Source organism: Arthrobacter sp. Y3224055 (assembly GCF_059090825.1).
On the sequence record NZ_JBNHGB010000005.1, the window covers coordinates 78,605 to 98,675 of the forward strand.

Here is a 20,071-nt window from a genome sequence, read left to right on the forward strand (position 1 = left end):
GGCAGCTGGCCGCCCCCTCCGGTCCGGATCAGCGGCCCAGCACGTTCTCCTGCAACACGTCGTAGCCAAGCTTGAGGATCAGGGCCGCGACCACGGCCAGGAAGACCACGCGGATGAACTTGCTGCCCTGGGAGACGGCCATCCGTGCACCGACGTAACCGCCGGCCATGTTGGCGACGCCGAGCACCAGCCCGAGCCCCCACAGCAGCGCCCCGCTGGGCAGGAAAAAGGCCAGGGCGCCCAGGTTGGTGGCCATGTTCACGATCTTGGCCTTCGCGCTGGCAGCCAGGAAGTTGTAGCCGAGCAGCGCCACCATCGCGATGATCAGGAACGAGCCGGTGCCGGGACCGATCAGGCCGTCGTAGAAGCCAATGACCAGCCCGATTCCGGCGGCCGCACCGAGGTGCCGGGCGCCCTTGTACCGCAGCCGGGTCAACGATCCCGCCGTCGGACGCAGCGCGGTAAAGACGGCCACCGCGATCAGGGCGACGACGATGATCGGCTTAAACACCTCGGCGGGCAGCACGGTGGCCACGATCGCCCCGCCGAAGCTTCCCGCCAGCGCGACGCCGGCCATTGGCAGCGCGGTTTTCAGGTCCGGGTGCGCCCTGCGGTAATAGGTCACTGCGCTGGTGGTGGTGCCGAAGATGGAGCCCATCTTGTTGGTGGCCAGTGCCTGCACCGGGCTGATGCCGGGGACCAGCAGCAGCACGGGCAACTGGAGCAGGCCGCCGCCGCCCACCACGGCGTCCACCCAGCCGGCGGCAAAGCCACCCACGACCACGAGGGCGAGGGTGGCCAGCTGCAGTTCCTCGAGTCCGGAGCTCACCTCCCGGCCAGGGCCGCCAACTGCCCGGCGGCCTCGGCCAGCGGCACGTTTTCGGCCTGCCCGGTGGCCCTGTCCTTGACTTCGACCACGCCGTCGGCCAGGCCGCGGCCGACCACCACGATGGTGGGCACGCCGATGAGTTCGGCATCGGAGAACTTCACGCCCGGAGAGACCTTGGGCCGGTCGTCGTAGATGACATCGACGCCGGCGGCGGACAGTTCCTCGGCCAGCCTGTTGGCTGCCTCAAAAATTTCCGTGCCCTTCCCGGTGGCGACGATGTGGACGTCGGCCGGGGCCACGTTGCGCGGCCAGGCCAGGCCCTTGTCGTCGTGATAGGCCTCGGCGAGTGCGGCCACCGCACGGGTGACGCCCACGCCGTAGGAGCCCATGGTCACCGTGGCCAGCTTGCCGTTGCGGTCCAGCACCTGCAGGCCCAGTGCCTCGGCGTATTTGCGGCCCAGCTGGAAGATGTGGCCCATTTCGATGCCGCGGGCCGCCTCCAGCGGACCGGAGCCGTCCGGCGCGGGGTCCCCTTCGCGGACCTCGACCGACTCGACGACGCCGTCCCAGCCGAAGTCGCGTCCGGCGACCAGACCGAACACGTGCTTGCCGTCCTCGTTCGCGCCGGTGATCCAGCGCGTGCCGGGCACCACCCGGGGATCCACGAGGTAGAGCAGGCCGGTGGCCGACTCGGTCCCGAGGACCGCGGCGTCCAGGCTCTCGCCGGGACCGATGTAGCCCCTGACCAGGCCGGGATGCTTTTTCAGGTCTTCCTCGGTGGCCGCCTCGACCTCGACTTCGCCGCCCACCGGGAGGAAGGCACCGATGTTCGCCTCGACGCGCTTGAGGTCGACGGCGCGGTCGCCCGGTACGCCAATGACCACCAGGCTCCGCTCTCCGGTGGGCAGCTTGATGGCCAGGACGACGTTCTTCAACGTGTCCGCGGCGGTCCATTCCCCGTCCGCGCGCGGTGCCAGCTGGTTGGCCGCGGCCACCAGGGTGTCGATCGTGGGGGTGTCCGGGGTGTCCTTGACTTCGGCGGCCGGGGCGTCGGCGTAGTCCACCGGCTCCGGTGCGACGGTGGTGACGGCCTCCACGTTGGCGGCGTAGCCGCCGGGCGAACGCACGAAGGTGTCCTCGCCGATCTCGGTGGGATGCAGGAACTCCTCGCTCTTCGACCCGCCCATGGCGCCGGACGTGGCCTTGACGGTCACCACTTCCAAGCCCAGGCGCTTGAAGATCCGCAGGTAGGCGCGCCGGTGCGCGTCATAGCTGACGTCCAGGCCCTCGTCGTCGACGTCGAAGGAGTAGGAGTCCTTCATGATGAATTCGCGGCCGCGCAGCAGCCCGGCGCGCGGGCGGGCCTCGTCGCGGTACTTGTTCTGGATTTGGTACAGCGTCACCGGCAGGTCCTTGTACGAGGAGTACAAATCCTTGACCAGCAGGGTGAACATTTCCTCGTGCGTGGGGGCCAACAGGTAGTCGGCACCCTTGCGGTCCTGCAGGCGGAACAACCCGTCGCCGTACTCGGTCCAGCGATTGGTCGCCTCGTACGGTTCGCGCGGCAGCAGCGCCGGGAAATGGACTTCCTGGGCGCCGATGGCGTTCATCTCCTCGCGGACCACGGCCTCCACCTTGGCCAGCACCTTCAGGCCCAGCGGCAGCCAGGAGTAGATACCGGGGGCGGCGCGGCGGATGTAGCCGGCGCGCACCAGCAGCTTGTGGCTGGCAACTTCGGCGTCGACCGGGTCATCGCGCAGGGTGCGCAGGAACATGCTGGACAGGCGAAGAACCACTGCAGGAATCCGTTTCTCAAGGGTTGGGCCGGCAGGGCCCGCGAAATTCAACTGCCTTCTAATCTACTGGCTCCGCGCGCATGCCAGCGACAGCCCGCGGGGGCGGGACGGCGGCGGCCGCCAGAGCGTCTGGACGCACCCTTGCGTCGGGTCTAGGTTGATGTCACCTAACCAGTAAATGAGGGAGGCGGAGACGATGCCGCACCCGGCGGCGCCCGTGGCGCCGGCCGTATCCGTCGCAGGGCTCACGGTGGTCCGTGCCCGTAAGCCCGTCCTGTCCGACGTCAGCTGCGAAATCTCCGCCGGAACCATCACCGGCCTGCTGGGGCCTTCGGGCAGCGGCAAGACCACGCTGATGCGGGCCATCGTCGGGGTGCAGAAGACGGCCGGCGGGACGGTCACCGTCCTGGGACTGCCCGCGGGACACCGCGAGCTCAGGCACCGGATCGGCTACGTCACCCAAGACCCGAGCGTGTATCCCGATCTTTCGGTCCGCGAAAACGTCCGCTACTTCGCCGCGCTGCACGGCCGGTCCGCGTCCGACGTGGACGAAGCCCTGGATTCCGTGGGACTTGCCGGGGTGGCGGGGCGCAAGACCGCGGACCTCTCCGGCGGCCAGTCCAGCCGGGTGTCGCTGGCATGCGCTTTGGTGGGCAGGCCCGACCTGCTGGTGCTCGACGAACCGACCGTCGGCCTCGATCCCGTCCTGCGCGTGGAGCTCTGGGATCATTTCGCGGCCCTTGCTGCGGCGGGCACCACCCTGCTGGTTTCGAGCCACGTCATGGAAGAGGCCTCTCACTGCGATGATCTGTTGCTGCTGCGCGACGGCTCCCTCCTGGCCCAGCTCACGCCGGCGGAGCTGGCCGAGCGCGGCGGCACGGTGGACCTGGAAAAGGCTTTCCTCCACATGATCCGGAGCCGGGAGGCGGCGGCATGAACGCATCGATGACGCTGGCCACCGCGCGGCGGGTGCTGGCCCAGCTGCGCCACGATCCGCGCAGCATCGCGCTGATCGTCGTGGTTCCCGGCATCCTGCTCGGCGTGGTCTACCTGTTGTTCGACAATGAGGCGCTGCCGCCCGGTGCGCCGCGCACCTTCGATCGGGTGGGCCCGATGATGCTGGCGATCTTCCCGTTTGTCGTCATGTTCCTGATCACCTCCATCACCATGCTCCGCGAACGGACCACCGGCACCCTGGAACGCGTCCTGTCGACGCCGATTAACAAGGCCGACCTCCTCTTCGGCTATGCCCTGGCGTTCGGGCTGATGGCCGCCCTCCAGGCCACGGTGACGACGGCGGTGGCCTACCTGGTTTTCGGTCTCGACATCGAAGGCAACGGGGCGCTGGTGGTGATGGTCGCCGTCGTCAACGCGGTTCTGGGAGTGGCGCTGGGACTCTTTTGTTCGGCCTTCGCCCGTACGGAGTTCCAAGCGGTGCAGTTCATGCCGGTAGTGGTGGTCCCGCAGATCCTGCTCTGCGGCCTGTTTGTGCCCAGGGAGCAGCTGTCCGACTGGCTGGAAACCATAGCGAACGCCATGCCGTTGACCTACACCGTGGATGCGCTGCAGCAGATCGCGGCCCACGCCGAAGCCACCGGGGACCTGTGGTTCGACGTGGCGGTTGCGGCCGGCTGCGTCATCGTGGGACTGCTGCTCGCGTCACTGACGCTGCGCCGGCGGAGCGCGTGAAGGGTGGACACGGCATGCTTCCGGGCACCTCCCCCGCCTAAAACAAGACGGTGGCGAAGGTGCCGACCTGCCGGAAGCCGACCGCGGCGTAGGCGGCCATGGCCCGGTGGTTGTAATCGTTGACGTAGAGGCTGGCGACCGGCGCGTACTTGCGGGACAACTCGACGACGGCGGCCATGCAGCCGGCTGCCAGCCCGCGGCCGCGGTAGGCGGGGTTCACCCAGACGCCCTGGATCTGCACCGCGTCGGCGCTCACGTTGCCCAGTTCTGCCTTGAAGACGACCTGCCCCTGGCCGTCCCGGCGGATCAGCGAGTGTCCCTTCCCGATCAGGGTGGCCACGCGCTGCCGGTAGTGCTGGCCGCCGCCGATCAGCGGCGAGTACCCGACTTCCTCCTCGAACATCGCGACGCAGGCGGGCACCAGCACCTCAAAGTCGTCGTCGGTGGAGAACCGTACCTGCGGGTCCGCGGGCACGGCGGGAGTTCCGCGCAGCTCCATCAGGGGCTGGTTGGGCCGGACGTCGAAGGCCCGCGGATGGGCGGTCCGGTACGAAGACCAGATGCCGAGCACCCCCTCGGCCGGCCCGAAGATGGAGGACATGCGCCGCCCGCCGGCGGCCAGGTGGGCGCCCAGCCTGGCGCCCTGTTCGGCATCCAGCCCGGACGGGACCACGTTCACGCCCGCCCAGCAGGCCCCGGTGAGGACGCCGTCGTCGTACATTCCCAGGATGTGGGCACCGGACGGGGTGGGGCCGGCGGTCCCGGCGGTCTCCAGGTGGGCAGCGAGGAAGACGTTGGCCACCGGATCCGCGCGCACCAGCGCCCAAAGGTCCGCGGTATCCGCATCCGCCAGCGGCCGTATTCCGGCATGCTGATCGGCGGGCACGGCCCCGGCCGCACCCGCCGCGTCACGGCTAGCTGACGTTAACCACGGGGCTACCCTTGACAGCATTCTCGCCATCGGAGTCACCCATCTCCTCGGCAATCCTCAATGCTTCTTCGATCAGCGTTTCCACAATCTGGTCTTCGGGGACCGTCTTGATGACCTGGCCCTTCACGAAGATCTGGCCCTTCCCGTTGCCGGAGGCCACACCCAGGTCGGCTTCGCGGGCTTCGCCCGGTCCGTTCACGACGCAGCCCATCACGGCGACGCGCAGCGGCACCTCCATGCCTTCGAGCCCGGCGGTGACTTCGTCGGCCAGCTTGTACACGTCCACCTGGGCTCGCCCGCAGGAGGGACAGGAAACGATTTCCAGTTTGCGTTCCCGCAGGTTGAGCGACTGCAGGATCTGCAGGCCGACCTTGATCTCTTCCACGGGCGGGGCGGACAGGGACACACGGATAGTGTCCCCGATCCCCTTCGAGAGCAGCGCCCCGAAGGCGGTGGCCGACTTGATGGTGCCCTGGAAGGCCGGACCGGCCTCGGTGACACCGAGGTGCAGCGGCCAGTCGCCGCGTTCGGCCAGCAGTTCGTAGGCGCGGACCATGACCACCGGGTCGTTGTGCTTGACCGAGATCTTGAAGTCGTGGAAGTCGTGTTCTTCGAACAGCGACGCCTCCCAGACGGCGGATTCGACCAGCGCCTCCGGGGTCGCCTTGCCGTACTTCTGCATCAGCCGCGGGTCCAGGGAGCCGGCATTGACGCCGATCCGGATGGAGGTGCCGGCGGCCTTTGCGGCCTCGGCGATCTCCTTGACCTGGTCGTCGAATTTGCGGATGTTGCCCGGATTGACGCGGACGGCAGCGCAGCCTGCATCGATGGCGGCGAAGACGTACTTGGGCTGGAAGTGGATGTCCGCGATCACCGGAATCTGTGACTTCTTGGCGATGATCGGCAGGGCCTCGGCGTCGTCGGCGCTGGGGCAGGCCACTCGGACAATGTCGCAACCGGAGGCCGTCAGCTCGGCAATCTGCTGCAGCGTCGCGTTGATATCCGTGGTGGGCGTGGTGGTCATCGACTGCACGCTGATGGGCGAGTCCGACCCGACCCCGACGGAGCCGACCTTGATCTGCCGGGTCTTGCGGCGCGGCGCCAGGACTGGCGGTGGTGAAGCTGGCATTCCAAGATTGACCGAGGTCAAAACGTCCTCCATGTGCCGATAGGCAGTTGCTGATCAGGTTTCATTATCCCCTTCCCGCCGGGCGTTGGCACATGCAGCGGGAGTGGGAAGGATCATGCGTGGTGGGCGAACGCCCCGGTGACGGGCTTCCAGTCGGTGACTTTCAGGCCGGAGACGAAGTTGTTGACGTTGAACGGATCCTGCTTCAGCTCCTCCAGCAGGCTGGCTTCGTCCTCGGCGGTGAAGATCAGCAGCGCGCCGGTGCCGTCGGCGTAGGGGCCGGAGGCCAGCAGGCGGCCCCGGTCCAGGAAGCCGCCCAGCCAGGCGCGGTGGGCGGGACGGTATTCGTCCCGGCCGGGCTCGGAATCGGCGGCGTAGACATATTCGACGGCAAAGACACTCATGGTCTTCACCTTACCCGCCGGTGGATGTGGGCGGGCTATTGGCAGGACGAGTGTGGATGGGGCGGGGCTATTGGTGACGCCGGTGGTTGGCGCGGGGCTATTGGCAGGACGCGTGTGGTTGGTGCGGGGCTATTGGTACGAAACGAACCAGGGAGCCGGCTTCACGCCGGTGTAGGTGCGTTCCGGGCTGAAGGTCGGGGTGTCTTCGTCGTAGAAGTTCTTCCAGCCCATCCAGATGTTCTTCGGCAGGTCCTCCCGGAGGACCCGCCAGGTGTCCAGTTTCTGGTCGGGCCCGCCGTGGCCGTCGGCGTGCAGCACCAGGGCCAGCTCTTCGTGGCCGGTTTCCAGCTCCTGGCGGTCCGAAATCATCTGGTACTGAAACTGGTGCAGGATCAGCACCTTCTGGGGCAGGGAGTTCTTCCGGGTGAGTTTCGCCAGCCAGTCGCTGACCCGGTTGATCTCCGCTGCGGACACCGAGCCGATTTGCTCCATGTGACGCTGTCCCTTGCCCAGCCGCCATTCCGGGTCCAGGGCCAGGCCCACATGCGGTTCCTTCAGCAGATCCTCGTACATCTTGGCCCGGCTGAGGAAGTCCGACCGGCCCGGCTGCAAATCCAGCACCACGTACACCCCGGCCTCGCCGGCGGCATCAATCCACGGGCGCAACTCGTTTGGATCCGTCTCCTCCGAATAGTCGCCGTCCTTGCCGGCCGAGGCGCTGGCAACCGTGGCAATGATCTCGAAGGCCGGGACCACCGGTTCCTTGCTGTGCGGTTGGTACTGCTTGGCGAGTTTCTTCACGCGCTTCACCGACGCCTTGGGAACCTGCTCGCCGAGCGCGCCGAGGGCGGGCCCGGAGGGATGCCCGTACAGCGCCACCATCCGCCGGGACGGGAAGGCCATCTGGCCCCCGCCGGGCAGTTCCGGCACGGTCAGTGCTGCCGTGGTCCGGCGCGCGAAGGTGTCGCCGCTGCCGAACTCTTCGCCGACGGCGAGCACGCGGTTCTCGGGTTCTTGGCGCAGGAATTCGATGGTCTCGCTGCCGTGCCGCGGGTCTGCGTGCGGGTCCTGGAAGACCCGGGCGCCTGCCGCCTCCACGACCGCAAGGGTCGCGGGATAGTCCCGCCCGCCGTCCTTGTCCGTCAACACCGAGACGGCTGCGGGCTCCTCCGCACGCTCGGGCGCCTCCATGTCCCCGTCCGGGGGCAGGATTTCCGCGTCCGCCAGCAGCGGGGCCCACGCCTCGATGCCTTGATCCGGGTCGGCGCCGGACACCGTCGATGCGGTCTTCAAGGCCGCGGAGCCGGCAGCGGCCGAGGCGGCGGGCCCGGCAGCGGCCGAGGCGGCGGGCCCGGCCGCGGAGCCGGCCGTGGTCGAATCAGAGGGCCCGGCCGCGGAGTTGGCTTCCGGCGCGGCGCTCGGGGAGCCCTCCGGCTCGGCGGGCGGCCGGCCGAAAGCCTTGACTTGGCGGACGCCGAGGCGCTCCAGTTCTTCGGCCAGCCCGTCTCCCGCCAACAGCAGCGGCACACCCATCGGTACCGATTCGGCAGCCGCGGCAGCTATGGCCTCGGCGTCGCCGGGAGGCGCGACGAACGCCACGGGACTGGAGTCAAACAACGCCTGGCTGGCGGCGAGCGATGCTTCGGCGTCGGAGCCGGCAAGCACCTGCGGATCGGCGGCACCAGCCCTCAACTGCACGCGATCCGGGGCAGCCTCCGTTGACGCTGCCGATGATGGCGGATCCTGGGCCTCGCCCGGCGCGGTGCAACCGGCAAGTACAACAGCGGCCGCCAGGACGGCGGCGGCGCCGGCCCTGAACCGGGGCCTGCGGCCCATCGACGCCGCCCGGGCGGTGCCCCGAAGGCGCGCTGCGGTGCGGGCTGTACGCGGTGCCGTGCTCACAGGTCGTGGCTCCCTTCGCCGGTTCCGGCCAGTCTAACCACGGGGACCGGCAGGGTTCCAACCAACGGCGGGCGCGCCGCGCACAAGGGACTGCCGCGCACACGGGCATGCACCGCCGTCGTGCCGGATCAGGGGAGGTGGCGGTTTCGCCAGGGCGCCGCCATGCCGGATCAGCCGAAGATATTGACCGGTTTGACGATGTCTGCGTAAATCAGCAGCGCGCCCATGCCCATCATCACCACGGCCACCACGTAGGTCAGCGGGAGCAGCTTGGCGATGTCCACCGGCCCCGGATCCGGGCGGCGGAACAGCTTGGCGAAGCCGCGGCGGATGGCCTCCCAAAGCGCGCCGGCCACGTGCCCTCCGTCGAGCGGCAGCAGCGGGATCAGGTTGAACACGAACAGCGCCAGGTTGACCGAACCGACCAACCCGATCAGCGAGGCTGCCCGCGCCTCGAAGGGAATCTCGTCCATCGCGCTGATCTCGCCGGCAATCCGGCCCACGCCCACCACGCTCATCGGCCCGTTCGGGTCGCGCGGAGCATCGCTGAAGGCGGCCTCGGCCACGTCCGCCAGTCGCTGCGGCAGATGGAGCACCACGCCGGTGATCGCCTGCAGGTTCTCCCCCACGGCCGGGAGCACGTCGGCGGCCGGCTGCGGTACCAGCGCGGTGGTGGCGCCCATCCCCACGAAGCCCGCCTGCTCCGTCACCGGCTCGCCGTCGCCGTCGAGCAGCGGTTGCCCGGCGTCGTCGAATACCGGGCGTTCGGTGAGGATCGGGGTGATGGTCGTAGTGATTTCCCGGCCGTCGCGCTGGAGGGTGATCGGCGTCTGCTCCCCCGCCGCGGCCCGGATCCATTCGGTCAACTGGTACCAGTCGGTGACCGGCCTGCCGTCGAAGGCGGTGACGGTGTCCCCGGGCCGGATGCCCGCCGCGGTGGCGGGAGCCTCGGGATCGCTGGGCAGGCAGTCGGTCTGTCCGGTTTCGGCGGCCTGGGACGCCGGGACCACGCATTTATTGACCTGGGCAATGGTGGTGGTGGCCTGGGCGGTGCCGAAGCCGACCAGCACGATGCCGATGAGCACCGTGCCGATGACCAGGTTCACGAACGGACCGCCGAGCATGATGATGATCCGTTTCCAGACCGGCAGTTTGTAGAACATCCGGTTTTCGTCGCCGGGCTGCAGCCGCTCGGCTTCGGCCTGCCGGGCGTCGTTGGCCAGTTGCTGGAACATGCCGGTGCTGGACCGGCGGACCGCGCCGCCGCCGACGCCGCGGCCGCCCCCGTCGCCTCCGCCGTCCATGACCCTGCCGCCGTCCTTGCCGCCCCGGGCGCTGTCCTTGGCCGGCGGGTACATGCCGATCATCGACACGTAGCCGCCGAGCGGGATGGCCTTCACGCCGTATTCGGTCTCGCCGCGCCGTCGGGAGAAGAGGGTCTTGCCGAAGCCGACCATGTACTGGGTGACCCGCACCTTGAACAGCTTGGCGGGCAGCAGGTGGCCCACCTCGTGCAGGGCGATGGACACGGCGATGCCGACGGCCACGAAGAGGACGCCGAGAATGAAAAGCAGAATGGTCACAACATAGCCAAACGTTCGTGGGCCCGCGAGCGTGCCCAGTCCTCTGCGGCCAGCACTGCCGCCACGGTCAGTTCGTCGGACGGCGCGTGCGCATCCACCACGGCAGCCACCGTCTCCACAATCTCGTCGAAGCGGATCCGGCCGTCGTGGAAGGCGTCCACGGCTTCTTCGTTGGCCGCGTTGTAGACGGCCATGAAGGTCCCGCCGCGGCCGGCCGCCTCCTTGGCCAGCCGCACCGCGCCGAAGACCTCCTCGTCCAAGGGCTCGAAGGTCCAGCTGGTGGCACGGCTCCAGTCACACGGCTGCGCGGCGCCCGGTACCCGCTCCGGCCAGCCCATGCCGAGGGCGATCGGCAGGCGCATGTCCGGCGGCGACGCCTGCGCGATGGTGGATCCGTCGGTGAACTGCACCATCGAGTGCACCACCGACTGCGGGTGCACCACCACGTCGATCCGCTCCAGCGGGACGTCGAAGAGCAGGTGGGCTTCGATGACTTCCAGCGCCTTGTTCACCATCGTCGCCGAGTTGGTGGTGACCATCCGGCCCATGTCCCAGGTGGGGTGGGCCAGCGCCTGCGCCGGAGTGACGTCGCGCAGCTCGGCCCTGCTGTAGCCGCGGAACGGCCCGCCGGATGCGGTGACGATCAGCCGGTCCACTTCGGCGGCCGTGCCCGACCGGAGCGCCTGGGCCAGCGCCGAGTGTTCCGAATCCACCGGCACGATCTGCCCGGGCCGCGCGGCCTGCTTGACCAGGGACCCACCGGCAATGAGGGACTCCTTGTTGGCCAGCGCCAACAAGTGGCCCGCGCCGAGCGCGGCCAGCGTGGGGGCCAGGCCGATGGACCCGGTAATGCCGTTAAGCACGACGTCGGCGTCCGGCCACGCGGCGATCCGCGCCGCGGCGTCGGGGCCGGCAAAGAGCTCCGGCGAGTAGCCGGACACGCCGGCGTCCGCCGCGGCGGCCTTGATGGCCGTGGCCAGTTCATCCACCGTCCCGGCGGCGGTTCCGACCGCCTGGGCCCGGGTGTGGACCGCCTGCCGGGCGGCCAGTTCCACGTTGCCGCCGGCTGCGAGCGCCGTGACCTCGAAGCGTTCCGGGGCCGCGTCCACGACGTCGATCCCCTGCGTGCCGATCGAACCCGTGGAACCCAGCAGCACTACCTTGCGTCGGGCGGGAAGCGGTGCGGCGCGGGGCGGATCTCGGAACTCCATGCGCTCAATTATCCAGCACGGGCGGTCCGCCCGCCGAGCGCCAGCTGTGGGGCGTCCAAGTTACCCCTTGGCTTCGAGATCACCGGTTGTACGGGGTGATCTCGAAGCCATCCCCTGACCTGGTGTGCAGATCATCCTCTACGGCGCGTAATCCCGACGACACTCCTGGCCGCGCGGGCTGCTCCACCGGTCGTGCGGGACACGGCACCGGTGCAGGGAAAATCTGCCAGTGCAGGGTTTGTGGGCCCTGCACCGGCAGCGGAACCTTGCACCGGCGTCGATGTCAGCGCCTTGGCGCCCCCCGGCGAGCGCGGCGTTGCCGACTACGGCGAGCCATCGCCGCCACCGGCTACCCCTGCTTGACCGCCAGCACGTTGCAGGAGGCGCCCAGCAGGATGGTTTGCGCCGTGGAACCCATCACCAGCTTGCCTACCGGCGTGCGGTTACGCACCCCGATGACAATCAGGTCCGCCCCGGACTCTTCGGCGGCGTCGAGCACGTCGTCGGCGGCCAGCCCGTCCGAAATGCCGTGCCTGATGCTGAAATCAACGCCGGCCCCCGTCAGGACCGATTCCAGCCGGGTGACGTCGGCGGCGTCCGCATAGGTTGGGTCCACCAACCGGTCGGCCCGGGTGGTGTTGACCACCAGCAGCTTCGCCGAACGGCGGCCGGCCTCGTCGATGGCGGCGGCCAGTGCGGCGTCGCCCAGTGCGTTGGGAACATACCCCACCACTATCGTCGTCATGCGCTGACCTCCTTGCCTTGAGGGTTCTCGTCGTCGAGCATCGCCGATTCCATCACGCGCTGCCGCTTCTTCATCCAGAAGGACAGCGCGAAGATGACGACCAGGGCGATGTAGATGCCCGCCGAGATCGGAGTGGAAACCAACGCCATCGGATCACCCTGGGAGATGGCCAGCGAACGCCGCAGCTGGCTCTCGAAGATCGGGCCCAGGATCATGCCCACCACGAGCGGGGCGATCGGGTAGCCGTACCGGCGCATGAAGAAGCCCAGCACGCCCACCACCAGCAGCACGAACACGTCGACCGGGGTGAAGTTCACCGAAAACGCACCCATGGCTGCGAAGACCAGGATGCCGGCGTAGAGGTACGGCCGCGGGATCTGCAGGATCTTCACCCAGATGCCGACCAGCGGCAGGTTCAGGACCAGCAGCATCAGGTTGCCCACGTAGAGGCTGGCGATCAGTGCCCAGACCAGGGCGCCCTCGACCTCGAACAGCAGCGGCCCGGGCTGGATGTTGTAGCGCTGGAAAGCCACCAGCATCATCGCCGCCGTCGCCGTCGTCGGAATGCCCAGCGTCAGCAGCGGGACCAGCACGCCGGCCGCGGCCGCGTTGTTGGCCGACTCCGGCCCGGCCACGCCTTCGATGGCGCCGCGCCCGAATTGCTTCTTGCGCGCGCCCCTGGCCAGTTTCTTCTCGGACGCATAGGACAGGAAGGTGGCCACGTCGGCGCCGCCGGCCGGCATGGTGCCGATCGGGAAGCCGATGAAGGTCCCGCGCAGCCACGGCTTCCAGGACCGCCGCCAGTCCTCCTTCTTCATCCACGACGTCCAGCCGCCGGTCACCGGGATGACCTTGACGGGCCCGTGCCGCAGCCGGGACGCCACGTACAGCGCCTCGCCCAGCGCGAACAGCCCCACGGCCACCAGCACCACGTCGATCCCGTCCGCCAGGAAGGGGCTGCCGAAGGTGTAGCGCTGCTGGCCGGTCATCAGGTCCACGCCCATGAACGCCATGAACAGTCCCAGCCCCAGCGAGGCCAGGCCGCGCAGCACCGAGGCGCCCAGCAGCGCGCCGACGGTCAGGAACGCCACGACCATCAGGGCAACGTACTCCACCGGACCGATTTGCACGGCGAACGCAGCCACATAGGGCGCCACGAAACTCAGCAGCACCGTGGCCACCGTGCCGGCGATGAAGGAACCGATTGCCGCCGTCGCCAGCGCCGCGGCACCGCGGCCGGCTTTCGCCATCCGGTTGCCCTCGAGCGCGGTGACGATGGAGGCGGATTCACCGGGCGTGTTCAGCAGGATCGACGTGGTCGAGCCGCCGTACATGCCGCCGTAGTAAATGCCGGCGAAAACGATGATCGCCGCCGTCGGCTCGAGGCTGTAGGTGATCGGCATCAGCAGGGCAACGGTCATCGCCGGGCCGATACCCGGCAGCACCCCCACCGCCGTTCCGACCAGGACGCCGCCCAGGGCGTACAGCAGGTAGATCGGCTGCATCGCCACGGAGAAGCCCTCGAGGAGGGCGTAGAAGTTATCCATTCAGGAACGGCACCCCTTCGAGCACGCCGGCAGGCAGCGAGACGCCGAGGAGCCCGGCGAACGCGAACTGCAGCAGCAGCGCCATGACTACCCCGACCACGGCCGCACGCCACAGCGGCTTGGCGCCGAGCGCCCACGCCGCGCCGACGAACAGCACGGCCGCGGCAACCGGCCAGCCCAGCGGCACGATCAGGAAAATATGAACGACGACGGCGCCCGCCATCTTGGCGACGGTCAGCCAGTCCGTCTTGACATCCGGATCGATGTCTTCGCCCTCTTCGGCCTCGCCGGTGACGCCGCGCAGCAACTGCACGATCAGGCCGGCACCGACGGCCACCAGCAGGCCGGAGACGATGTACGGCAGCGCCCGGGGCCCGATGTCGCTGGCCGCGTCGGGCGTTTCGATCCCCGCCCCGGCCACGAACCCGACGATCCCGATGCTCAGGATCACGGCCGCGAAGATTATTTCTCCGAGCGGCTTGCCCGGGGCGGCAGTGCCGCCCCGGACCGCTCCAGTAGTGGAAGAGGCCATGGTTACTTCACGAGACCGATATCCGTCAGGGTCGCGGTGACTGTCTTGATGTCCTCCGTCAGGAAGCTCTCAAATTCTTCGCCGGCCAGGAACGCGTCGCCCCAGTTGTTGGTGGACAGGGTTTCCTTCCACGCATCGGTGTCGTGCAGCTCGGTCATCAGTGCCGTGAGCTTCTCCGCCTGGGCATCGTCGATAGACCCGGGAGCCACGACGCCGCGCCAGTTGGTGAGCACCACGTCCATGCCCTGCTCCTTCAGCGGCTTGACCTCGGGCAACTGCGGCGCCGCCTCCGGGCCGGAGACCGCCAGGGCGCGCAGCTTGCCGGCCTTGACCTGCTCCGCGTACTCCCCCACGCCGGAGATGCCGGCCGAGACCTTGTTGCCCAGCAGCGCCGCCAGCGATTCCCCGCCACCGGAGTACGGGATGTAGTTCAGGCTGTCGGCGCCGATTCCGGCTTCCTTCAGCATGAGGCCGGCCAGGATGTGGTCGGCGCCGCCGGCGGAGCCGCCGGTGATGGAGACGCCCTTGCCCTTGGCCTTGACGTCGGCGATCAGGTCGTCGATCGTCTGGTACGGCGAGTCGGCGGGAACGACGACGACGAGCGGCTCTTCGGTGAGCCGGGCGATCGGCGTGGTGTCTTCGATCCGGTTCTTCGACTTGTTGGTTTCCACGGCCCCGACCATGACGTACCCCATCACCATCAGGGTGTCCGGGTTCTGTTCGGTGGCCAGCTTCGCCAGCCCGTTGGTGCCGCCGGCGCCGCCGATGTTGACCACCGAGGCGCTGGAAACCAGGTCGTTTTCCTGCAGATCCTTCTGAATGGCGCGGCCGGTCTGGTCCCAGCCGCCGCCCGGGTCTGCCGGGACAATGATGTTCAACTTGTCGATGCCGGCTTCTTCGGCACCGCCCCCGCCGCCACCAGTGGAGCCGCAGGCTGCCAGGACCAGGGCGGATGCTGCCGCGGCGGCCACCAGGGCCGAACGGCGTCTCATCGTACGGTCGAGCTTCATGTAGGTTCTTCCTCCTCCAACCGGCGTGATGGGCATCACCATGCCGTGCGCCCCAGCGTAGGGGCCGGCCCGGCGCGCGGGAAGAATGCGGTCATTGTGGCCGTATTGGTCATTGTGGTCACAACCGCGCCCCGCGCCGAGGCACCAGATGGCGGCTGCAAAGTGGCGCAGCTAACAGCATGAGAAAATGGTGGTGTGTTCCAATCCCTGTCGCTGCGGACCCAGCTGTTTGTGCTGCAGCTGTCCATCCTGCTCGCCGTCGTGCTGGTGGCCGGCTCGGTCGCCATTTCGATGCAGGAGCAGCAGATCCGCGACGCCTACGAGGGACGGATGATCGGCGTGGCACGCTCGGTGGCGCAACTGCCGTCCATTGTGGACGCCTTCGACGACGAAGACCCCAGCGAGACCATCCAGCCGATCGCCGAGCTCATCGCGCAGTCCACGGGCGTGACCTATGTGGTGGTCACGGACGACCGCGGGATCCGCTACTCACACCCGAACCCGGCATTGATCGGGCAGATGGTTTCCACGGACCCGTCGATCCCGTTGTCCGGCGAGACGTTCGTGGGCAGGCAGACCGGCACGCTGGGCGAGTCGTGGCGGGTGAAGGTGCCCGTCTATGACCGGTCGGGCGGAACCGTGATCGGCACGGCGTCGGTCGGCACCTTGGAATCAACGCTGCGCGATGACCTCAACGACGACTTGCCCGTTCTGCTGGCCTGGCTCATCGCGGCGGCACTGGTCGGATCGGCTGGCGCGATCTACATCTCGCGGCTGGTGTGGCGGCGGATCTATCAGCTCGAGCCGGAGGAGATCGCCGCCCTGCTCGAAACGCGCGACGCGATGCTGCACGGCATCGGCGAGGGCGTGGTCGCCGTCGACGACCGCGGGCGCATCGCCTTGCTCAACGATGAGGCGAAACGCCTCCTGGAGGTCTCCGATGCCGCTTTGGGCCAGCCAGCCACCACCATCCTGGAACCGGAGCTGGCAGCAATGCTCGCGGCCACCGGCGGCGCCGACGAAACGGTCCTCGCCGGCGAACGGGTGCTGCTGGCCCGGGCCAATGCGGCCACCGTGGACTCGCGCCGCGTGGGCAGCGTCCTCATCCTGCGTGACCGCACCGAACTGCACCAGCTGCTGCAGGATTTGGACGGCGCACGGGATGTCACTCAGGCCCTGCGTGCCCAGGCACACGAATTTTCCAACAAGATGCATGTGATCTCCGGCCTGCTGGAACTGGGCCGCGCGCAGCAGGCGGTGGACTTCATCTCGCGCTCCGGCCACGGCGGGTCGGTGGTGGCGGGCGAACTGGCCCCGGGCATCACGGACCCGGACGCGGCCAGCCTGCTGATGGCCAAGACCACCATCTGCGACGAAAAGGACATCAGGCTGCTCATCGATCCGGCATCCGAGCTCGCCCCGGACGGCACCACCGATGCGGTCACGGTGCTCGGGAACCTGATCGACAACGCCATCGAAGCCGTGGGGATGCAGGGAACCATCACCGTCGCCATCGCCAGCGGCCCGGCCGGCTGCACCATCACGGTCGCCGACGACGGCCCCGGCATCCCGGCGGAGGAATACCACCGCATCTTCGAGCCCGGCGTCTCGGGCAAGGAGGCCGCGCTGCCGGGCAGCCGGGGGTTCGGCCTCGCGCTGGTCAGCCGCGTCGCCGCGCGGCGCGGAGGCAGCGCCCGCGTGGCGGCGTCGGCCTCCGGCGGCGCCGAGTTCACGGTCACGTTCTCGCCCACCCCGCCCAACGCCCGCGCGCACGAAATTCCGGTCCCATGAGCCAGATCCGCACGGTCGTCATCGACGACGACAAAGAAGTTGCCGGCGTGCATACCGGCTTCCTGCTGGCCCACGGCGCCTTCGACGCCGTGGGTACCGCATACACCGGGGCCGAGGGCCTGGCCATGGTCGCGGCGCTACGCCCCGAACTGGTGCTGCTGGACATCCACCTGCCGGACATGAGCGGCATCGAAGTGCTGCGCGCGGTCCGGAACCTTCCCGGCGAACCTGTCGACGTGATCGCGATAACTGCGGCACGCGAACTGGACACGGTGCGGGCCGCGATGGCCGGCGGCGTGCTCCACTACCTCGTCAAGCCGTTCAACGCGCGGGTGCTGATGGAGCGGCTGGACGCCTATGTGGAACACCGCCGGCACATCAGCGGCAGCGACGACTCCGCCGTGCTGGACCAGGACGGCATCGACCGGCTGCTCGCGCCGCAGCTCGAGGCCGGCAGGGAGTCCGCCCGGCGGGACGCGGACGGAACGGCCGAAGGCCCGGCGCCCCGCGGCGCCTCGGGCGCACCCCGGCTGTTGCCGCGCGCTGCCGCCGCCTCCGGAAGCGATGCCGGCCGCGCCGCGCTTTCCGCCGTCGCGCTGTCCGGCTCCGGGGCCGCGGTTCCGCTGCCCAAGGGCCTGTCCCTGCCCACCCTGGAGGCGGTGATCGCCGACCTGCATGCGGCCGGCGCGGCCTCCTCTGCGTCCGAGGTCGCCGGGCGGCTGGGCCTGGCCCGGGTCAGCGCGCGGCGCTACCTGGAGTACCTGGTGTCGCGCGGCGAGGCACGGATCACCCCGCGGTACGGGGCAGCCGGCCGGCCGGAGAAGTTTTACGTCCCGATAGGCCGCTAGGACTGTGTTCCGGTCCCGCTCACAAGTCAGGACGGGGCCTGCGTCCCGACCAGACGTTAGGACGGGGTTTGCCCGGCCCGCCGCAGGATCTGCTCGGCGTGCTTGAGGACCGGCCCGTCGACCATTTGGCCGCGGAACCGGAAGGCCCCGGATTCGGTGGCGGCGGCGGCCAGCAGCGCGGCCGCATGGTCGGTTTCTTCCTCGCCCGGGCGATAAGCGGCCCGCACCACGTCGGCCTGGCTGGGGTGGATGATGGCCTTGGCCGCGAACCCCGAGGCGACGGCGTCCTCAGCCTCGGCGGCGAGCCCGCCGAGGTCCGCTATGTCGAGGTAGACCGAGTCGATGGCGGCCTTGCCGTAGGCGCCGGCGGCGAGCAGGACCTGCGAACGCGCCTGCCGGGCCACGTCCCGATAGGTTCCGGACGCGAACCGGCTGGAGCTGCCGCCCAGTGAGGCGACCAGGTCCTCGGCTCCCCACATCAGCGCGGTGACGTTCGCGCAGCGTGCCAGTTCCGCGGCGCGCAGCACGCCGAGGGCCGTCTCGCACAGGGCCACCACCGAGTACTCCCCCAGTCCGCCGGCCGCCGCCGCGTCCTCCGCCTTGGCCAGCATGATGGTGCGGTAGCCGGACCGGCGGACGGCATCCAGGTCCGGTGCGTGGTCGGCGGTGCCGGCCGCGTTGACCCGGACGATCGTCCGTTCGGGGTCCAGCGGGTTGTCGATGATGGCTGCCCGGGCCGCCGCACGGTCGGCCGGAGCAACGGCGTCCTCCAGGTCCAGGATCACCGCGTCGGCGCGTGCGGCCGCCTTGCCGTACCGGTCCGGGCGGTCAGCCGGACAAAACAGGATGGCCGGTCCCATGCCGAAGCCGGTCATCGGCTTCCGTCCCCGGGCCGGCCGTCCCACAGTTCGGCGTCGGCCGTTTCCGAGCCCGCGATGGCGTCCGCGTGGCCATCCTTGGTCCACATCAGGCAGCTGCGCGTCACCGTGGCGACCACATCCCCGTGTTGGTTCCGGCCGGTATGGTGCATGGTCACCACCCCGGTCCCCGGCCGGGACCGGGACAGCCGCTTGTCGGTGACCACCGTCTCCGTGTACAGGGTGTCCCCGTGGTAGAGCGGGTGCGGGAACGTCACGTCGGTCATGCCCAGCTGAGCCACGATCGTGGACTGGGTGAGCTGGCCGACCGACTGGCCCACCACGGTGGCGAGGGTGAACATGGAATTCATCAGCCGCTGGCCGAACGGCTGCTCCGCCGCCCACGCCGCGTCGAGGTGCAGGGCCTGGTTGTTCATGGTGGCGGTGGTGAAGAAAACATTGTCCGCCTCGGTGACCGTCCGGCCCGGCCGGTGCGCGTAGATGACGTCTGCCTCGATCTCCTCGAAGTAGAGCCCGCGCTGGATGATCACTTTCTGCGCCCCGGCCGCTTCCGACGGCGTCGCCGCTGCCCCGGCGTCGGTGTTCACCGGGCACCCGCCTGGTACTGGTCGACCCGGAGCTCGGCTCCGGTGGCCGCCACGACGTCCCGCATGTCGACGCCGGGGGCCGTCTCGCGCAGCACCAGTCCCTGCTCCCCGACGTCGATGACCGCCAGGTCGGTGATGATGGTGTCCACGCAGCCCCTGCCGGTCAGCGGCAGTGTGCATTCGGTCAAAATCTTGGGATTCCCGTCCCTGTCCACGTGTTCCATCATGACGATCAGCCGTTTGGCGCCGAAGACCAGGTCCATGGCACCGCCCATGCCCTTGACCATCTTGCCGGGGATCATCCAGTTGGCCAGGTCCCCGGTCCGGGACACCTGCATGGCGCCGAGAACGGCGACGTCGACGTGCCCGCCGCGGACCATGCCGAAGGAAGCGGAAGAGTCGAAGATCGCCGCTCCCCGGTTGAGCGTCACGGTCTCCTTTCCCGCGTTGATCAGGTCCGGGTCGATGTTGTCCTCGGTCGGATAGGGGCCGACGCCGAGGATCCCGTTCTCCGAATGCAGGATGACTTCCACGCCGTCGGGGATGTAGTTGGGGACGAGGGTGGGCATGCCGATGCCCAGGTTCACGTACTGCCCGTTTTCCAGTTCCCGGGCCACCCGGGCGGCCAATTCGTTGCGCGTCAGCGCCATGGCGTGCTC

Annotated in this window: 19 protein-coding genes; 4 read left to right on the forward strand and 15 right to left on the reverse strand. The window is 69.1% G+C overall.

Annotated features, from left to right (window positions below):
* Window positions 1-28 precede the first annotated feature (28 nt).
* Window positions 29-829 (reverse strand): sulfite exporter TauE/SafE family protein, encoded by an 801-nt coding sequence (locus tag AC5RTY_RS12815; protein ID WP_494002431.1) that lies wholly within the window; start codon window positions 827-829, stop codon window positions 29-31.
* Complete coding sequence (locus AC5RTY_RS12820; RefSeq protein WP_494002432.1) at window positions 826-2,625, reverse strand: proline--tRNA ligase; 1,800 nt, start codon at window positions 2,623-2,625, stop codon at window positions 826-828. The genes AC5RTY_RS12815 and AC5RTY_RS12820 overlap by 4 nt, the downstream gene beginning before the upstream one ends.
* 196 nt (window positions 2,626-2,821) lie before the next feature.
* Here AC5RTY_RS12820 and AC5RTY_RS12825 point away from each other — a divergent pair, with 196 nt between their 5' ends.
* Both AC5RTY_RS12825 and AC5RTY_RS12830 read left to right on the forward strand, forming a co-directional pair.
* Entirely contained in the window at window positions 2,822-3,562 is a 741-nt protein-coding gene (locus tag AC5RTY_RS12825; protein ID WP_494109958.1) for an ABC transporter ATP-binding protein, read from the forward strand.
* The gene (locus AC5RTY_RS12830) at window positions 3,559-4,314 is read left to right on the forward strand and encodes an ABC transporter permease (RefSeq protein WP_494026372.1); all 756 of its coding nucleotides are present in this window, start codon (window positions 3,559-3,561) and stop codon (window positions 4,312-4,314) included. The genes AC5RTY_RS12825 and AC5RTY_RS12830 overlap by 4 nt, the downstream gene beginning before the upstream one ends.
* 37 nt (window positions 4,315-4,351) lie before the next feature.
* Here the strand turns inward: AC5RTY_RS12830 and AC5RTY_RS12835 are convergent, their stop codons facing one another.
* From AC5RTY_RS12835 to AC5RTY_RS12880, 10 genes are all read right to left on the reverse strand, one after another.
* Window positions 4,352-5,200 carry a GNAT family N-acetyltransferase gene (locus AC5RTY_RS12835; protein WP_494026373.1) on the reverse strand — a complete coding sequence of 283 codons (849 nt, stop codon included), beginning with the start codon at window positions 5,198-5,200 and terminating at the stop codon, window positions 4,352-4,354.
* A gap of 28 nt (window positions 5,201-5,228) precedes the next feature.
* Window positions 5,229-6,395, reverse strand: coding sequence for a flavodoxin-dependent (E)-4-hydroxy-3-methylbut-2-enyl-diphosphate synthase (ispG, locus tag AC5RTY_RS12840; RefSeq protein ID WP_494002538.1), 1,167 nt, complete (start codon window positions 6,393-6,395; stop codon window positions 5,229-5,231).
* 92 nt (window positions 6,396-6,487) lie between these two features.
* On the reverse strand, window positions 6,488-6,778 hold the full coding sequence (locus AC5RTY_RS12845) for a YciI family protein (protein WP_494014196.1): 291 nt from the start codon (window positions 6,776-6,778) through the stop codon (window positions 6,488-6,490).
* A 129-nt stretch (window positions 6,779-6,907) separates the two neighbouring features.
* On the reverse strand, window positions 6,908-8,680 hold the full coding sequence (locus AC5RTY_RS12850) for a hypothetical protein (RefSeq protein ID WP_494139631.1): 1,773 nt from the start codon (window positions 8,678-8,680) through the stop codon (window positions 6,908-6,910).
* Between the two features lie 170 nt (window positions 8,681-8,850).
* A complete protein-coding gene (locus tag AC5RTY_RS12855; RefSeq protein WP_494074796.1) occupies window positions 8,851-10,263 on the reverse strand; it encodes a M50 family metallopeptidase in 1,413 nt (470 codons plus the stop codon).
* The gene (dxr, locus tag AC5RTY_RS12860; RefSeq protein ID WP_494023797.1) at window positions 10,260-11,474 is read right to left on the reverse strand and encodes a 1-deoxy-D-xylulose-5-phosphate reductoisomerase; all 1,215 of its coding nucleotides are present in this window, start codon (window positions 11,472-11,474) and stop codon (window positions 10,260-10,262) included. The genes AC5RTY_RS12855 and dxr overlap by 4 nt, the downstream gene beginning before the upstream one ends.
* Window positions 11,475-11,823: 349 nt before the next feature.
* Window positions 11,824-12,219 carry a universal stress protein gene (locus AC5RTY_RS12865; RefSeq protein ID WP_494023796.1) on the reverse strand — a complete coding sequence of 132 codons (396 nt, stop codon included), beginning with the start codon at window positions 12,217-12,219 and terminating at the stop codon, window positions 11,824-11,826.
* The gene (locus AC5RTY_RS12870) at window positions 12,216-13,766 is read right to left on the reverse strand and encodes a tripartite tricarboxylate transporter permease (protein ID WP_494002440.1); all 1,551 of its coding nucleotides are present in this window, start codon (window positions 13,764-13,766) and stop codon (window positions 12,216-12,218) included. Before AC5RTY_RS12870 ends, AC5RTY_RS12865 begins: the two co-directional genes overlap by 4 nt.
* The gene (locus AC5RTY_RS12875) at window positions 13,759-14,298 is read right to left on the reverse strand and encodes a tripartite tricarboxylate transporter TctB family protein (protein ID WP_494002441.1); all 540 of its coding nucleotides are present in this window, start codon (window positions 14,296-14,298) and stop codon (window positions 13,759-13,761) included. The genes AC5RTY_RS12870 and AC5RTY_RS12875 overlap by 8 nt, the downstream gene beginning before the upstream one ends.
* A gap of 2 nt (window positions 14,299-14,300) precedes the next feature.
* On the reverse strand, window positions 14,301-15,308 hold the full coding sequence (locus AC5RTY_RS12880; protein ID WP_494023794.1) for a Bug family tripartite tricarboxylate transporter substrate binding protein: 1,008 nt from the start codon (window positions 15,306-15,308) through the stop codon (window positions 14,301-14,303).
* Between the two features lie 195 nt (window positions 15,309-15,503).
* Here AC5RTY_RS12880 and AC5RTY_RS12885 point away from each other — a divergent pair, with 195 nt between their 5' ends.
* Together AC5RTY_RS12885 and AC5RTY_RS12890 are read left to right on the forward strand one after the other, a co-directional pair.
* A complete protein-coding gene (locus AC5RTY_RS12885) occupies window positions 15,504-17,099 on the forward strand; it encodes an ATP-binding protein (protein WP_494002443.1) in 1,596 nt (531 codons plus the stop codon).
* A complete protein-coding gene (locus AC5RTY_RS12890; protein WP_494026377.1) occupies window positions 17,096-17,947 on the forward strand; it encodes a response regulator in 852 nt (283 codons plus the stop codon). The genes AC5RTY_RS12885 and AC5RTY_RS12890 overlap by 4 nt, the downstream gene beginning before the upstream one ends.
* A gap of 56 nt (window positions 17,948-18,003) precedes the next feature.
* Here the strand turns inward: AC5RTY_RS12890 and AC5RTY_RS12895 are convergent, their stop codons facing one another.
* The 3 genes from AC5RTY_RS12895 to AC5RTY_RS12905 are packed head-to-tail and all read right to left on the reverse strand — an operon-like array spanning window position 18,004 to window position 20,062.
* Entirely contained in the window at window positions 18,004-18,822 is an 819-nt protein-coding gene (locus AC5RTY_RS12895) for an HpcH/HpaI aldolase/citrate lyase family protein (protein ID WP_494026378.1), read from the reverse strand.
* Window positions 18,819-19,412, reverse strand: coding sequence for a MaoC family dehydratase (locus AC5RTY_RS12900; protein WP_494002446.1), 594 nt, complete (start codon window positions 19,410-19,412; stop codon window positions 18,819-18,821). Before AC5RTY_RS12900 ends, AC5RTY_RS12895 begins: the two co-directional genes overlap by 4 nt.
* Window positions 19,409-20,062, reverse strand: coding sequence for a CoA transferase subunit B (locus AC5RTY_RS12905; RefSeq protein ID WP_494026379.1), 654 nt, complete (start codon window positions 20,060-20,062; stop codon window positions 19,409-19,411). Before AC5RTY_RS12905 ends, AC5RTY_RS12900 begins: the two co-directional genes overlap by 4 nt.
* Window positions 20,063-20,071: the final 9 nt, after the last annotated feature.